The following is a 16236-nucleotide window of genomic DNA, read 5'->3' on the forward strand; positions in this document are numbered from 1 at the left end:
TCCTCCCGCATCGCGGGGCCCGAACGTCTGCCGCCTTCAGCTTCTTGACTGGACCATCGAATGAAAAAATCTGCGCTCGAGGTATTTCCCATGGCGGGCTGGCGGGTCGCCGCCGTCCGACGCCGCGCGGGCCCACCCGCAGCGCAGGCCTTGCGAGGGCTCGCGAGTGGGTGACATGTATGACATCGCGGCGCGCTCGACGCCAGAGGAGACGCATGCCGGCGCGGCGCAGGGGCCGGGCGAAGTTCGCTGGCGCTTTGGCGCATTCATTCTCTGGGAGTCCCAGCGCCGGCTGGAAAGACTCGGGGCCAGCGTGCGCCTGGGCTCGCGCTCGTTCGAGCTGTTGCTGCAACTGCTCAGACGTGTGGGCGAAGTCGTGGGCAAGGACGAGCTGCTCGCCACCGTCTGGGCCGGGGTGGTGGTCGAGGAGTCCAGTGTGCGGGTCCACATCTCCGCGCTCCGCAAGGCGTTGGGTGAGCCTCGAGACCGGGACAACTGCAAGGAATGGATTTCGAACATTCCCCTGCGCGGCTATCGGTTCAATGGCACGGTTTTTCGCGAACAGGTCGGCATGCCGACCGAGGATCGGCCGCGGACGGCGGCTCTGCCCGCGCTGTCTTTCGCCAAGCTGCCGGAGCGCCTCACCCGGCTGGTCGGCCGCGACGCCGACATGGAGCGCGTGCTGGCTTCACTCGCCACGTGCCGGCTGGTCACCCTCGTCGGCACCGGCGGTATCGGGAAGACCCGTGTCGCCATCCATGCGGCCGAATGCCACGCAGAACGCACGGCCATGCAGCTGGCTTTCATCGACCTTTCATCGCTCGTCTCGCAGGCCCATTTGGTGAGCACGGTGGCCCGCGCGCTCGGCGCACCGGCGGACACCCCCGACACGACGCGGGCGATCCTGCAGCGCCTGGAGGACCGCGACGTGCTCCTGCTGATCGACAACTGCGAGCACGTGCTCGACGCGCTGGCGCTTCTTGTCACCGAACTGCTCGGCGCCCTGCCCGGCTTGCGCGTTCTCGCAACCAGCCGGGAGGCGATTCGCATCGAGGGAGAACACGTCGAACGGCTGTCGCCGCTCGCGCTGCCCGGCGCGCAGTGTGCCGATCTGGCCGAAGCCATGGCGTCGCCGGCGGTCGAACTGCTGGTTGAGCGTGCGAAGGCCGTGGGTGCCCGCGCGTTCGAGGATTCCGACGGCCGGCTGCTCGCCGCAGTCGCCCGGCAGGTTGATGGCATCCCGCTGGCCATCGAACTGGTGGCGGCACGCCTGGGCGTCCAGCCGATCGGCGACCTTGCTTTCCGACTGAATGACCACATGCGGCTGTACTCCGCGGGCAGTCGGGCCGCTCTGCCTCGGCACAGCACGCTCGCGGCCGCCCTGGATTGGAGCATTGCACTGCTCGACGACGCGGAACTGCGACTCTTTCGGCGGCTCTCGGTCTTTCGGGGGCGCTTCGATGTCGAGTCGGCGCTGAGCGTCACCCGGGCGGACATGGATTCCGAAGTGGCGTTCGATGCATTGATCTCGCTGGCGAACAAGTCGCTGGTGTCGTTCGACAACAGCGACAGCATCGCGCCCTACCGGCTGCTCGATACGACGCGCAGCTACGCCGCCGCACTGCTCGCGCAGACCGATGAAGGCCCGGCGTTGGGCCGGCGCCATGCGCTCTTCATGCGCGAGCTGATGAGCGCCGCGACGTCGGATTCGGGCGAACTCACGGTACAGGCCTGGAACGCACGCTACGCGCACCGGCTGGACGACGTGCGCAGCGCGCTGGACGCCTGCCTGGCGCAGCAGAACGACTGGGAAACCGGCGCCGCGCTCACCATCGCTTCGGCGCCCTTGTGGTTTCACGTCTCGCAGGTCGAGGAGTATCGCGACCGGGTCATCGCCGCGCTCGCATGCCTCGCGCAACCGCCTGATGGGGGCACAGAGACAGAGGCATGGCTGCAGATCGCTCTGGGCAATGCGCTGTGGCACACCCGCGGACCGGTCCCCGAGATGGGCGCTGCCTACGATCGGGCGCTTGCCGTGGCCATGTCGGTCGGGTCGGTCGTGCTGGAACTCCAGGCCCGCTGGGGCATCTGCGTGCTGCATGCGATCCGGGGCGAATACGCGGCCGCGCTGCACCACTCGCAGGTGCTGTTCGAATTCGCGCAATCGACCCCCGATCCCGCCGCGCTCAATCTGGCACATCGCATGACCGCGCTGGCGAGTCACTTCTGCGGCAACTTTTCTGCGGCCAGTGCCGGCGCCCAGGCGGCGATCATTGTGGGCGGCACCGTGCGCCAGACACCCGTCAATCTGTTCCAGGTCGATGCCGCCGTCGCATCGAACGCCTTTCTGGCCCGTACGCTCTGGCTCCAGGGCGATGCGGCGAAGGCCATGGCCACCGCCACCCACGCGGTGGCTCTTGCCGAGGCCGGAGGCAATGCGCTGTCGCTGTGCTTCGCGCTGTTCGGCACATGCCCGGTCGCCCTGTGGTCGGGCGAGCTGGAACTGGCGCGCAAATGGGTGCGCATGCTGCTGGACGAGGCCCGGCGCAGAGGGCTGGTGTACTGGCACCAGTGGGCGCACTGCTATGCACTCGGCCTGCAGGCGCTCACCGCGCACGACGCCCATCGGCATGTCCGGCAGGTGGCGCAGCAACTCGACGAATTTGACGCACCACGCAAAGAAATGCTCGTGACCTTCTGCGCCGACTGGATCGACGACGACACGATCGCGCGCGCCGGCGCCGGACACGGCCAATGGAGCGCGGCCGAGACCTGGCGCGCTGCGGGCAGGCGCTGCGAGCAGCGCGGCCTTGACGACGAAGCCGAGGTGTTCTACCTGCGTGCCATCGGCACCGCCAGGCAGCAAGGCGCCCTGGGATGGGAGTTTCGTGCGGCGATCAGCACCGCCCGGCTGTGGGATCGCCGAGGCAAGAGGAAGGATGCCCTCGAATTGCTGGACGAGATCTGCGCGCGCGCGGCGCCGCACGGAGAGCACCCCGGCCTTGCGCAGGCCCGCGCACTGCGCAGCGCGCTCTCCCGGACCTGACAGACTTTGCGCCGCATCGGGCTCACGGGGACAGGGCCTGAAGGCCGGGCATAACAAACATTGACAGGGCTTAACTGGCCCCGTCACGGCTTTGCGCGCAGAGTGACCGCTTCGCTTTCATGGGGGGATCTGGACACCCGATCCCTCGAACCGAGAAGCCGACTCATGACAACCTCTGCCCTTCCTTCGCCCTCTTCCCTCCCCCTCGCGCCACGCGCGGACCCGCTGGCCTCCAGCTTTGCCACCAGCTATGCCGGGGTGGTTGCCTTCATTGCCGTTGTCACGGAAGGCAGCTTCGCACGGGCCGCCGATCGGCTGGGCATCGGCCGCTCCGCCGTGAGCCGCAGCGTTCAGAAGCTGGAAGACCAGCTGAACGTGCGGCTCTTCCTGCGCACCACGCGAAGCACCACGCTCACACGCGAAGGCGACCTCTTCTACGCCAATTGCCACACCGGCGTCGACCGGATCGTGCAGGCCGTCGAAGAAATGCGGGACCTGCGGCAAGGCCCGCCCCGCGGGCACCTGCGCATCAACGCCGCAGTCGGGTTCGGCCGCCGGGTCGTCGCGCCGCTGCTGGGCGAATTTCGCGCAACCTACCCGGAGGTCACCATCGACCTGTTGCTGAACGACAAGCCGACCGACTTCACCTCCGACCGCGTGGACATCGCGTTTCGCAACGGCCGCATGGAAGACGCCCAGATCATCGCCAAGCAGATCATCCCCATGCAGTTGCTGCTGTGCGCCTCACCCGCCTACCAGGCAGCCCACGGACTGCCCGACAGCGTGGAAGCCCTGGCCGGGCACGAGTGCATCAACTTCCGCTATTCATCCGGCCGGATCTTCGAGTGGGAGTTCAAGGTCGGGGGTCAGCCACGCAAGCTCGTTCCGCAGGCCAAGCTCACCTACAACGATGCGGACCTGGTGCTGCAGGCCGTGCTTGACGGGCACGGCATCGCCCAGCTGCCAGGCTACCTGGCCTGCGAGGCGCTCAGGACCGGTGCGCTTGTCGCGTGCCTGACCCAGTACGCGCCCGACGACAGCGGCCACTACATCTGCTATCTGAGCCGCCAGCACCTGCCTTCGCGCATGCGCGTGTTCATCGACTTCATGACCTCGAAGATCCGGGCCGCCGACCTGGCTTGCCTCACCGACCTCAGCCCGAAGCTGCAGACCGAGGCCGGGATTGGTGCCGACGCGACAACAGCGTGAGTCCCTGCGCAGGCCTACTCGCTCGCCCTCGGCGAACCTAGCATTTCAATCGTTCCACGGCCTCTTTCCCAGCACTCGCGCACCGTGGTGCGACGTTTCAATTTCAACCGCAGGAAACCATGAAGACCACACAGAATCCTTCGCGCCGACACCTGATCGCGACCGGCGCTGCCGTCGCCACCGGCACCCTCGCCTTCGGCATGCAAGAAGCAGCCGGCGCAGCAACCCGCACTCGGCCCCTCCAGCCTTCGAGCCCTTCGCGGACGAGCAACACCATCACCACCCCCGATGGCACGCAGATCTACTACAAGGACTGGGGAGAAGGTCCCGTCGTGACCTTTTCTCACGGATGGCCGCTCAACGCCGATGCATGGGACGGACAGATGCTCTTCCTGGCGCGCAACGGCTTCCGCGTCATCGCGCACGACCGGCGCGGGCACGGCCGCTCGAGCCAGTCTTCGTCGGGCAATGACATGAACGGCTACGCCGACGACCTCGCGGTTCTCTTCGAGGCACTCGACCTGAAGAGGGCCACGATGGTCGGCCATTCCACGGGCGGCGGCGAGGTGGCGCGCTACATCGGACGCCACGGCAGCAAGCGCGTGGCCAAGGCCGTGCTCATCGGCGCTGTTCCCCCTGTCATGTTGAAGTCGGCGGCAAACCCCGAAGGCCTGCCGATCGAGGTGTTCGACGGCCTTCGCGCCGGGGTCGCCGGCGATCGCTCGCAGTTCTACAAGGAGTTCGCTCTCCCATTCTTCGGCGCCAACCGCCCGGGCGCGAAGGTGTCGCAGGGCATCCTGGACCAGTTCTGGCTCTGGAGCATGCAATGCGGCCAGAAGAACTCCTACGAGTGCATCAAGGCCTTCTCCGAAACCGACTTCACCGAAGACCTGAAAAAGATCGATGTGCCCACGTTGATCATGCACGGCGAGGACGACCAGATCGTGCCCATCCACGACTCGGCAAAGAAGTCCGTTCAGCTCGTCAAAGGCGCCAAGGCGATCTACTACCCCGGCGCTCCGCACGGGCTCACCGCCACGATGCAAGACAAGATCAATGCAGACCTGCTTGCCTTCCTCAAGAGCTGAACCACGCCCACGACCGACCGACCTCGAACCTGCACCATGCTGAATCTTTTGCTGCAAACCACGATCGAAGGAGACCCGGACGACTGGAACATTTCGCGATTCAGTCGCCTGGGTTCGTTTCTCTCGCAGCTTCAGGACGACAACGGTCGCCCCGCCTTCCAGGTGACTGCGCGCGACCGTTCGTCGCGCACTGCTCCCGACCCCGTGCTGTCGACGCTGGATGAATCGGACTTCGACCAGCTCTGGCTCTTTGCCGTCGATACCGGCGACGGCCTGACACCGGAGGACTGCGCGAGCATCAGCCGATTCCGCCGTCGCGGCGGTGGCCTCATGGTCACGCGTGACCACATGGACCTGGGCAGTTCGATCTGCAACCTCAGTGGCGTCGGCGCCGCACACCACTTTCACAGCCGCAACTGCGAGCCCGATACGAACCGCCAGTGCGTCGACAACCCGTTCTCGGGCGCCATCTCGTGGCCCAACTACCACTCGGGCGCAAACGGCGACTATCAGCGCATCCGGTCGGTCGGCAGCATTCACCCGGTGATGCGCGACAGGCGCTCGGCCACGGGCGTGATCCAGTACCTTCCCGCGCATCCGCATGAAGGCACGGTCGGCGTACCGCCCGGTGATTCGAGCTGCCGCGTCGTCATGGAAGGGCAGAGCTCGCTGTCCGGCAGGCGCTTCAACATCGCGGTCGCGTTCGAGCACTCCGAGCACGGTGGTCGGGCCATCGCGCAGTCGACCTTTCACCATTTCGCCGACTACAACTGGGACCCTTCGGCCGGTTGTCCTTCCTTCGTGGCGGAACCGGCCGGCGATGGAATCATCCGCTTCTCCGAAGCGCTTCGTTCGACGAAGCAATACGTGCGCAACGTTGCCTTCTGGCTCAGCGCCGACCAGCCCGCCTGAGGAGAAAACCATGCACGCGCCCTTTCGGATCGCCACCACGGGGGGCAGCTTCAACGCGTACGTCGCCCGTCCGCAGAAACTCCCCGCGCCGGCCATCGTCGTCATCCACGAAGTCTTTGGCGTCAACGCCGACATGCGCCAGACCTGTGATGAACTCGCGGCGCAAGGTTACCTGGCTGTCTGCCCCGACCTGTTCTGGCGGATCGCGCCGGGCCTCGACCTCTCCGACCGCACGCAAGCGGAGCTCGCGCAAGCCCAGGTCCTGTACAACGCCTTCGATCTCGATGCGGGTGTGAGCGACATCGCCGCCACCGTACAGGCCACCCGTGCGATGCCGGAGGTCACGGGCAAGATCGGCGTGGTCGGTTACTGCCTGGGCGGCCTGCTGGCCTTCCTCACGGCCGCGCGTGCGAGACCCGACGCAACGGTGGCGTACTACCCCGGCAACGCGGACAAGCATGTCCGCGAAGCGGACCGGATCGCCAACCCACTGATCGTTCACCTCGCGCAGAAGGACGAGTACATTCCCGCCGATGCGCAGCGGCAGATCGCATCTGCGTTGAACGGACAGTCGCAGGTGCAGGTCTACAGCTATCCCGGATGTGGCCACGCGTTTGCACGGCACCGCGGCACGGCCTACAACGCGGAAGCGGCGGCCCTGGCCAACCGCAGGACCGCGGATTTCCTGGCCCTTCATCTGCAGCCGCACTGAAACGCCTGATGCACCCGTAGCAGCAACGGCTTTCTCCAGCGAAAATCGCGGCACGGCCTTTCGCGGGCCATCACTTGATGGAGTCAACCATGCTGCGTCTCTACGACAGCCGTCTGTCGGGCAACTCCTGGAAGATCCGCATCCTGCTGAGCCAACTGGGCCTGGCGTACGAACGCGTCACACTGGATCTGCAGAAGGGCGAGACGCGCGAACCCGCGTTTGGCCAGATCAGCCGGTTCTCACGCGTGCCGGTCCTGGTACTCGACGACGGGCGCCCGATCGTCGAATCGGGCGCGATCCTTCTGCATCTTGCCCGAGGAACGCCCTACCTTCCCGACGACCCGTACCTGCAGGCGGAGGTCATGAGCTGGCTCTTCTTCGAACAGGCCGACCTCCAGAAAGCCATTGCCATCCCGCGCGTGCTTCACCTGCACGGCCTTGCCCAGGAAAGGCAGCAGGACATCGAACGGCTGCGCGTCGACGGGTACGCAGGCCTCGAAAAACTCGACCAGTGGCTGCGCGGCCGCACATGGCTCGTGGACACGCACTACACCGTCGCCGACCTGGCACTTTCCGCGTATGTGTCACTGGCCGACCAGGGCGGCTACGACATGACCCGCTTTGCCGGCATCCGGGACTGGCTGGTGCGCGTGCGCGCCCAGCGCGGGTGGGTACCCTTGACTCCCGAAGCCGGCCAGGCATCCGAAAGCTGAACCGCGCCCTCGATCGTTCGACATTCCGGGACCGTGCGTACAAGGTCCGACGCCTTCTCAATCACCGGCCGCCTCCCTACGATTTGCCTGCGTTCATCCACAGACGGATCGAACGAAAAGCTGCTCATTGATTGTTGGTTGGTGTGCCTGCCGCGCAGGCAGATGAGGAATGTGATGACGAGTCGTGCCTTGCTGATCGAAATGGCCGCCGCCGCGCGCGCCGCCGTTGCGGACCCCGCCCGCATCACCACCGTGGGCGCTGGCTCGCAACCGCGCTTCGAGCTCTTCCATGCGGCAAGCTCGCTGTGCTCGCAGAAGGTGCGCACGGTGTTGCTCGAGAAGGCGCTGCCGTACCGCTCCAACGACATGCGGATCCTGAGCACCATGGCAAGCGACGGGTTGGTGGCGGCCGAACACTACAACCCCGCCTACATCCGCCTGCGCCTGGTCGCCGCGCGTGAATTGAACCGTGCCTACGTCAGCGGCTACAGCGGACGGACCTCGGTCGAATCGGAAGGCTTCGACCCCTGCGTCGTGCCGCTGCTCGTCGACCACGACACCGGCCGCGTGATTGCCGATTCGCAGCGCATCTGCATCTACCTCGACGGCGTGTCGCGCGCCCCCGTCCAGCTCGTTCCCGATGCGCCCGATGCCCGTGCCGAGGTGATGCGCCAGGTCGGCATCGTCGACAGGATCGCGAACGGCGCGCTGCTCTACGGTTTTCATCCGGATGCGGACCTGCGGCCCGACGCGCTCAAGGCGTCGATGCAGACAGTCTATGACTACAAGGTCATGGCGCTGGAGCGATTGATCGGCGACAACGCGGGCGAGCCCGAACTGGTGGCGGCTTACCGCGCCAAGATCGTGAAGGAAAGCGGTGGCAAGAAGGTGTGCCACGACCCGGCGTTCCAACGCGCGGCGCGCGAGCAGACGAAGCAACTGCTGATCGACCTGGAGCGCGACCTGGCCGCAGGGTCGTTCGCGTGCCTGAACGGCCACACCTTTTCGCTGGCCGACGCGTTCTGGGGCGTCAACCTCGTGCGCCTGAACTACCTCGGTCTGGCGTCGATGTGGGACGCGCTGCCCCGTGTCGCGCGCTATGTCGATGCGCTGGCCAAGCGACCTTCCTTGTGCAGGGAAGCGATCCAGGCGTCGATCGACTCGATGCCGCACGCCCGCTACATGGATGCCATGGCGGACTGCCGGGCCGAAGCCCCGGCCTGACGCCTCGCGGCGCAGCGAAGCCGCTGCGCTCACCACGCTCCTTCCCCTCACCCGTCACGTCGTGATGGCGGGTGCGGTCGTCCCACGCCTTCCCGAACACGGAGAACAACCTTGAACGCCGACCGCCCGCCCCACCCCGTGCCCCCTCGTGCACCCGGCCTGCGCCCCGCGCTGGACGCCCTGGCCGCCCGGCGCACCACGGCCGTGGCGTTGATCGAACAAGCGCTCGACGCCGCACAAGCCAGCAAGCGCGAGCTGCGCGCGTTCGCCGCCATCGACCGGGACGGCGCGCTGGCCCGCGCGGCAGAAAGCGACGCACGCTATGCACAAGGCCGGCCACGGACGCTGGAAGGATTGCCCATCGGCATCAAGGACCTGATCGACACCCAGGGCATCGAAACCGGCTACGGCTCGGCCGCCTGGCTCGGACACCTGCCGACCGCCGACGCCGACGTCGTGCGCGCGCTGACCGAACGCGGCGCCATTCCCGTCGGCAAGACGGCCACGCACGAGTTCGCATGGGGCGTGACCACGGCCAGCGCCACCTTCGGCGACACCTTGAATCCGCTGGACCGCACGCGCATTCCCGGCGGATCCAGCGGCGGCGCGGCGGCGGCCATTGCCTGTGGCGCCGTGGCGGCCGGCCTCGGCACAGACACAGGCGGATCGGTGCGCATTCCGGCCGCGCTGTGCGGCGTCGTCGGCTTCAAGCCGACCTTCGGCGCGCTGCCCACCCGTGGCATCTTCCCGCTGGCTCCGACGCTGGATCATCCCGGCTTTCTTGGCGCGACAGTGGACGATGTCGCGATGCTGGCGGAGGCATTCCACATCGACATGCCGCCACACGACGTGCCTGCCTCCGTGCGCCTCGGGGTGTTGCGAGAAATTGCGCCCGTGCCGCTGGATGCCAACGTCGCGGCCGCGTTCGACACCGCCGTCGCCCGCCTCGGTCCCCTCTTCGCGTGCGCGACGCTCGATGCGCCCGGGCTGTTCGATGGCGTCTTCGAGGCCTTTGCCCACATCGTCCTCACCGAAGGCGGGGTCGGGCACTTCCGCCATAACGACGCTGACCGCATCGCGGCCGACTATGGGTGCGAGACCATCGAGCGGCTCGAACGCGCCAAGACCCTCACGCTGGGCGACTACGCACGCGCGCAGCAGACACGGCGCGACTTCACCGCCCGGCTGTACCGCGCCATGTCGGCGGTCGACTGTCTCTTGCTGCCGACCTGCCCTTGCACTGCACCACGGGTGGGCCAGGCATCGATCGACATCGGCGACTGGTCGGGCACGGTGCGCGAGGCGCTGATGACCTACACGGCGCCTTTCAACGTCGCGGGGTTCCCCGCCATTTCGATCCCCCTCGCCGCCCGCGACGGCCTGCTTCCCGCAGGGCTGCAGATCGTGGCGAAGCCCGGCCACGACGGCGCCCTGTTGCAGATCGCACAACAGATCGAGCGCGTGCTGCACGCCGACGCATCGACGCATTCCCACACTACCAGGAGCACACAGTGAGAGACACCCCCACCCCTCAGACCACCGAACGCCCCGCGTCCGCCGCTGCGGCGACCGGCCAGACACCCTACAGCGCGTGGATGCAAACCGACACGCTGCACTCGCTGCAGCGCACGGTCAGCGACCATCCGGGCGAGCACGCATGGATCGTGCATGTGCAGGTGTCCGAGCTCTACTGGATGCTCATCATCAAGGAGATCCAGTCGGCGCAGGCGTTCCTGCGGGCCGACGATCTCCCGCAGGCCTGGCGCACGTTGCAGCGCGTCGTTGCGCACCATGCACCGCTGGACGCCATCTGGCGTTCGATCGACTGGATGACACCGAACGACCTGCTCGCGATTTTGTCGCGCGCGGTCGCCACGCACGGTAAGGACACGGCGCTGCAGGGGTGGACCTACCGGCAGATGGTCTATCTGCTGGGCATCAAGCAGGCCGAGCATCTGCAGCATTTCGAGCCGCAACCTCATCGCAGGGAACAGCTCAACCAAACGCTGGCCGAACCCAGCCTGTACGACGACGTGCTCGCCTTCCTCCGGCGCCGGGGGCTGAAAGTACCGGCCGAGGTGCTCGCACGCGACCTGCGCACGCCCTACAAGCCCAGCCCCGACGTCGAGCAGGTCTGGCGCGATGTCTATGCCGACCCGCACGCGAACCTCGAACTGCAGCAGCTCGGCGAGACCCTGGCCGACATTGCCGAAGGCTTCTGCAACTGGAAATTCCGCCACCTGATGGCGACCCGGCGAACCTTCGGTGCCCGGCCGGCGTATTTCGGCACCGAAGGCGTAGCGTGGCTCGCGCCCACGATGGACGAGATTCCGTTTCCCGAACTCTGGTCGGCGCGCACCTTCATCGGCGACCCGCCGCCCGTGTGCCCGCACATGGCGCGGCAGGGGAAATGAACGCCCTGATCGTTCGCGATTTTCGGACCGTGCGTGCAAGAAGCAACGGCTTCTCAGGCACCGACCGCCTCCCTACGATTTCCCCAACGTTCACGAGATCGCGTGAACGCAATAACAAGACCTCAAGAGACAACCATGTCAGCCAACCTACTGATGGAGATTCTGGAAATGAACACGGCACCTTTCATCGATAACCTCATCCGGGATCGACGCAGCAAGCGAGGCTTTCTCGATCGACCCGTGCCGATCGAGACAGTGAAAGACATCCTGTCGACCGCGAGCCATGCGCCCAGCTCGAGCAACACGCAACCCTGGCGCTGCTACGTCGTGACCGGGGAATCCCGCGACCGCGTCACCCGGGCTGCCGTGGCGGAGTTCCGTGCCAACCACGCCACGCTGGTCCCGGAATACCCCTTCTTCCCCCAGCCGCTGCACGACCCATACGCCGCCCGCTTCAACACGTTCCGCGGCCAGCTCGGCGACGCACAAGGCGTGCATCGCAGCGACAAGACCGGACGCCTGCGCGACGTGGAGCGCCAGTTCCTTTTCTTCGATGCACCGGTGGGGATCATCTTCACGATGGACCGCCGCCTCGAATGGGCGAGCTTTCTCTGCTACGGCTGCTTCCTGCAGAACGTCATGCTGGCCGCCAGGGGCCGCGGCCTGGACACCTGCCCGCAACAGATCTGGTCGTTGCAACACCATGTGCTGCGCGCAGAACTCGGCATTCCTCAGGACGAGATGGTGATTGCCGGCATGTCGCTGGGCTGGGCCAACAACGGCATGCCAGAGAACCGTATGGCCCTGCAGAAAACGCCGGTCGAGCAATTCGCCTCGTTCACCCACTAGCCACCCACCACACTCACACAAGGGCACTCACATGTCGATCATCAAGGGCTTTCATCACCTGACCGCGTGCGTCAGCGGCGCGCAGGAGGACGTGGATTTCTACGTGAAGCTGCTGGGCCAGAGCCTGGTCAAGAAAACGGTGCTGCTGGACGGCGACGAGCCGGTCTACCACCTCTACTACGGCAATGCACAGGGCGACGCCGGCACGCTGGTCACGTCGTTTCCTTTCAAGCAGAAAGGCGTGAAGGGACGCCGCGGTTCGGGGCAGATCAAGGTCATCAACTACTCGGTGCCGGCGGGCTCGCTGGACTTCTGGCGCGAACGCTTCGCCGCCCGCGGCGTGACCTTCGACAAGGCCACCGTCGAGCGCTTCGGCGAGCAGCGCCAGCGCTTCCAGCACCCCTGCGGCATCGAGTTCGACCTCGTGGCCTCCGACAACGACACGCGTCCGCCGTGCATCGCAGACGACATTCCCGCGCAGTTCGCGATCCGCGGCGTGCACAGCATCACGCTGTCGCTGCGCGAGGTCGATGAATCCATCATCTTCATGAAGGAGGCGCTGGACTTCCACTACGCCGGCCAATCCGGGCCGCACCACCGCTTCGAAACCGCGGACGGCAAGCCGGGCACCATCGTCGAATTCGTGCACGAACCCGACCGCCTGCAAGGATCGTCGATCTACGGCGAGGGCACGATCCACCACGTGGCCTTTGCGGTGGACAACGTCGAGCAGCAGATGCAGATCAAGGACAAGCTGATGTCGATGGGGCACATCGACACCTCCGAATCGGTCAACCGCAACTACTTCCGCTCGATGTATTTCAAGATGCCCGGCGGCGTGATGTTCGAGGCCGCGACCACCGACATCGGCTTTGCCATCGACGAAGAACCCGGCCACTTCGGTGCGGAGTTCCAACTGCCGCCATGGCTGCGCGAGCGCAAGGACGAGCTGCTCGCGCGCCTGGAACCCATTGCCGTCTGACGGCGCACAAGACCCTTTCATTTTTTAGATTCCCACACAGGTCAACCCATGTCCAAACCCAAGGTTCTCATCGCTTTCTATTCCCGCAACAGCTCCACCGAGCTTCTGGCCAAGGCCGTCGCGCAAGGCGCCATGGCCGAGGGCGCCGAAGTGCGCCTTCGCCGCGCGCGGGAGTTCGTTGCACCGGAGGTCATGCGCCAGGTGCCCGAGTGGTCCGAACGGGCCAGCGAGATGAACGCGAAGTACGAAGCCCCGACCGAAGCCGACGCGGACTGGGCGGATGCGATTGTCTTCGGCACGCCGACGCGCTTCGGCTCCATTGCCGCCGAGCTCAAGGCCTACATCGACTCGCTCGGCGGCCTCTGGTTCCAGGGCAAGCTGAACGGCAAGGCCGGCTCGGTATTCGGTTCGACCTCTTCCAAACACGGCGGCAACGAGGCGACGCTGCTGTCGCTCTACGGCCCGATGGCGCACCTGGGCCTGATCATCGTGCCGCTCGGCTACGCCGATCCGGCGATGTTCGCGGCCGGCACGCCCTATGGCGCGACCCACGTCTCCAACCGAGACTCCGTGATGCCCGGCGCCGAAGACCTCGCCGTTGCAACCTATCAAGGCCGGCGAGTCGCCTCGGTGGCGCGCTCGCTGCGGGTGGCGCAGCCGGTGGCCGAAGCCGCCTGAGACAGGGATAGCAAGCGGAGGGTTGCAGCGCTATCCTCGACGACAGCGCTGGCGCTGCTGCTCATGCTGCAAAGCCTCCCTGCTCTCTCACCAGGATTGCGATGCTGGATCTGAAGGATGTCTTCTATTTCGTCCAAGTCGTCGACCGCGGAGGCTTCACGGCCGCCGGGTCGGCGCTTCGCCTGCCGAAGTCGACGCTGAGCCATCGCGTCCAGGAACTCGAGGGCTACCTGGGTGTGCGCCTGCTCAACCGCACGTCGCGCCAGTTCGGCATGACCGACATCGGCAAGGAGTTCTACCAGTACGCGGTCGCGATGCTGCACAGCTCCGACGTGGCCGAAGAGGCGGTGCGCCAGCGCCTGGCCGAACCTAGCGGCGTGATCCGGCTGACCACGGCCGTTGAGATTGCGCAGTTTGCACTGCGCGAGATTCTTCCCGTTTTCTTGAACCGGTACCCGAAGGTGCGCATCGTCGAGATCGCGACCGACCGGTACGTGGACATCGTGGGCGAAGGCTTCGACCTTGCGATACGCGGGCATACGGCATCGCTGCAGAACTCCACGCTGGTGCAGCGCGCGCTCGCCGATGTGCCCTGGTACCTGTTCGCAAGCCCGGCCTACCTTGCGCAACACGGTGTGCCTGATAGCCCCGCGGACCTTGCGCAGCACGCCAGCGTCGCGATGGCGCGCAACGGGCCGCTGGAGTGGCAACTGAAAGGGCCGGACAACGAAGAACTCGTCATGCCCATCGACCCGCGCTTTCAAAGCAACAACATGGTCGCGCTGAAGGAGGCGGCGTGCGCCAACCTCGGCATCGCGGCGCTGCCGGGCTATATCTGCAGGTCGGAGCTGAGGGACGGAACCTTGCAGCAGCTGCTGCCCGACTGGTCGGCGGCGGATGCGCGCATCTCGGCGCTGATTCCGTTTCGCACCGGGCTGCTTCCCGCGGTGCGTTCGCTGGTCGATTTTCTCGCCGTCGAAATGCCGGTCGTCACCGCCTTCGACCACCCGCGCAGCTTCGAGTGACGCGCCCGCGGCGCAAGGCTGCGTCGTCCACGAACATGGACGCTGTGTCTGGCAAAGAGCGGCTTGTGAGCGGCAGGTGAAGGGCCTATCTTTTCGGCCTTGACTTCCACAAGGCCGATCGAGATGAATCATTTGAATTGCTTGCCGCAAGACGGCATTTTCTGGGGCCAGCACATCCTGCAAGGCGCCGTGGCACGGCTCGGCGAGCACGGCATCCATCGGCCGATGACGTTCACCGTCGAACCGTTGACCAAGCTCTACCAGGAGTGCGTGCGGCCCAACCTGAAGCAGTCCGTGGGCAGCTTCATGGAACTGCCGGCACATGTGCCCGACGTGGCGGTGCAGGCCGGCCTCGACGCCTGCCTGCAGGCCGGTGCCGAATCGATCGTAGCGCTGGGCGGCGGCTCGGTGCTCGATGCGGCCAAGGCTGTTTCGCACCTTCACCAGGAAAAGACCGGTCGCTACCTGCCCATCGCGGCCCTGCCTACAACGCTCTCGGGCTCCGAGTTCTCTCACTACTTCGGCATCACCGAGACAGACGGTCCAGAGAAATTCAAACGCAGCTACGCGGTACGCGAAACGGTGCCTAAGGTGGTCGTGATCGATCCTGTGCTCGTGTCCGACACGCCGCGCGCATTGCTGCTGTCGTCCGCCATCAAGGGCATGGACCATGCGGTGGAGGGCATGCGCAAGGTGACGAAGGAACACCCCCACGCAATCATGGCGGCCAGCGGGCTGGAACGGTTCCTGAAGGTGCTGCAGAAGTGGCCGCAGGCCATGAACACGCGCGAGGCACTGGACAAGGGGCTGGTGACCCCTGACGACCTGCTGCAGCTGCAGCTGGCGGCCTGGCAGTGCTACTTCTCGCCGGCTTCGGTCATCTACGGGCTGAGCCATCGCATCGGCCACATCCTGGGTGGCACCTTCGGCCTGCCTCACAGCGCGACGTCCTGCATCACGCTGGCACCGGTGATTCGCGCCTGCGCGGATTTCTACGGCGACAAGCTCGGCATCTTCATCGCGGGCAATGCCGGCGCTTCGCGCGACGTGGATGCCCCCGCTCACTTGGCCGACAGCATCTCGCAGGTGGTGCGGTCGCTCGGCTTGCCCGATCGCATCGGCGCCTTCGATCTCGACCGGGCCAAACTCCCCGAGGTCGCTCGACTGCTGAAGAAGAACTACCCCAACGAAGTCGCCGACCTGGGCAACAACGCGAGCGTCAAGCTCGACACGCTGCTCGAGAGCCTCTGGTAAGTCCATGGTGAGAGCCCGGCCGCGAACGCATTGGTGCCTTGCAGACAACGCCGTGCTCCCTCTCGCATACCTACCGCCGAGGGCCGGCCGTTCCTAGGATCGATGGGTCCATCCCACCCTTCAAGGAGCC

The 16236-nt window shown here is 66.1% G+C and carries 14 protein-coding genes; all 14 read left to right on the forward strand.

The window, feature by feature from the left end:
* Positions 1 to 175 precede the first annotated feature (175 nt).
* The 14 genes from RZE79_RS17990 (at position 176) to RZE79_RS18055 (ending at position 16106) form a co-directional block, all read left to right on the forward strand.
* Positions 176 to 3046: a winged helix-turn-helix domain-containing protein gene (locus RZE79_RS17990; protein ID WP_319355705.1), complete on the forward strand. Its 2871-nt coding sequence runs from the start codon at positions 176 to 178 to the stop codon at positions 3044 to 3046.
* Between the two features lie 165 nt (positions 3047 to 3211).
* Positions 3212 to 4255, forward strand: coding sequence for a LysR family transcriptional regulator (locus RZE79_RS17995; RefSeq protein WP_319355706.1), 1044 nt, complete (start codon positions 3212 to 3214; stop codon positions 4253 to 4255).
* A 119-nt stretch (positions 4256 to 4374) separates the two neighbouring features.
* On the forward strand, positions 4375 to 5343 hold the full coding sequence (locus RZE79_RS18000; RefSeq protein WP_319355707.1) for an alpha/beta hydrolase: 969 nt from the start codon (positions 4375 to 4377) through the stop codon (positions 5341 to 5343).
* A gap of 36 nt (positions 5344 to 5379) precedes the next feature.
* Complete coding sequence (locus RZE79_RS18005) at positions 5380 to 6255, forward strand: hypothetical protein (protein WP_192195772.1); 876 nt, start codon at positions 5380 to 5382, stop codon at positions 6253 to 6255.
* Positions 6256 to 6265: 10 nt separating this feature from the next.
* Entirely contained in the window at positions 6266 to 6967 is a 702-nt protein-coding gene (locus tag RZE79_RS18010) for a dienelactone hydrolase family protein (RefSeq protein ID WP_192195771.1), read from the forward strand.
* A gap of 89 nt (positions 6968 to 7056) precedes the next feature.
* Positions 7057 to 7680, forward strand: coding sequence for a glutathione S-transferase family protein (locus RZE79_RS18015; RefSeq protein ID WP_319355710.1), 624 nt, complete (start codon positions 7057 to 7059; stop codon positions 7678 to 7680).
* A 174-nt stretch (positions 7681 to 7854) separates the two neighbouring features.
* On the forward strand, positions 7855 to 8904 hold the full coding sequence (locus RZE79_RS18020; RefSeq protein ID WP_319355711.1) for a glutathione S-transferase family protein: 1050 nt from the start codon (positions 7855 to 7857) through the stop codon (positions 8902 to 8904).
* A 111-nt stretch (positions 8905 to 9015) separates the two neighbouring features.
* The gene (locus RZE79_RS18025; RefSeq protein ID WP_319355713.1) at positions 9016 to 10419 is read left to right on the forward strand and encodes an amidase; all 1404 of its coding nucleotides are present in this window, start codon (positions 9016 to 9018) and stop codon (positions 10417 to 10419) included.
* A complete protein-coding gene (locus RZE79_RS18030) occupies positions 10416 to 11318 on the forward strand; it encodes a tryptophan 2,3-dioxygenase family protein (RefSeq protein ID WP_319355714.1) in 903 nt (300 codons plus the stop codon). The genes RZE79_RS18025 and RZE79_RS18030 overlap by 4 nt, the downstream gene beginning before the upstream one ends.
* 168 nt (positions 11319 to 11486) lie before the next feature.
* Positions 11487 to 12167, forward strand: a complete 681-nt coding sequence (locus tag RZE79_RS18035; RefSeq protein WP_319361214.1) for a nitroreductase — start codon at positions 11487 to 11489, stop codon at positions 12165 to 12167.
* 31 nt (positions 12168 to 12198) lie between these two features.
* Complete coding sequence (locus tag RZE79_RS18040) at positions 12199 to 13149, forward strand: ring-cleaving dioxygenase (protein ID WP_319355715.1); 951 nt, start codon at positions 12199 to 12201, stop codon at positions 13147 to 13149.
* Between the two features lie 48 nt (positions 13150 to 13197).
* Positions 13198 to 13827, forward strand: coding sequence for an NAD(P)H:quinone oxidoreductase (wrbA, locus tag RZE79_RS18045; RefSeq protein ID WP_319355716.1), 630 nt, complete (start codon positions 13198 to 13200; stop codon positions 13825 to 13827).
* A 101-nt stretch (positions 13828 to 13928) separates the two neighbouring features.
* Positions 13929 to 14852, forward strand: coding sequence for a LysR substrate-binding domain-containing protein (locus RZE79_RS18050; protein WP_319355717.1), 924 nt, complete (start codon positions 13929 to 13931; stop codon positions 14850 to 14852).
* Positions 14853 to 14975: 123 nt separating this feature from the next.
* On the forward strand, positions 14976 to 16106 hold the full coding sequence (locus RZE79_RS18055; protein WP_319355718.1) for an iron-containing alcohol dehydrogenase: 1131 nt from the start codon (positions 14976 to 14978) through the stop codon (positions 16104 to 16106).
* The last annotated feature ends 130 nt before the right edge of the window (positions 16107 to 16236 follow it).

The organism is Variovorax sp. EBFNA2 (assembly GCF_033802765.1).
GTDB classification, from domain to species: domain Bacteria; phylum Pseudomonadota; class Gammaproteobacteria; order Burkholderiales; family Burkholderiaceae_C; genus Variovorax; species Variovorax paradoxus_H.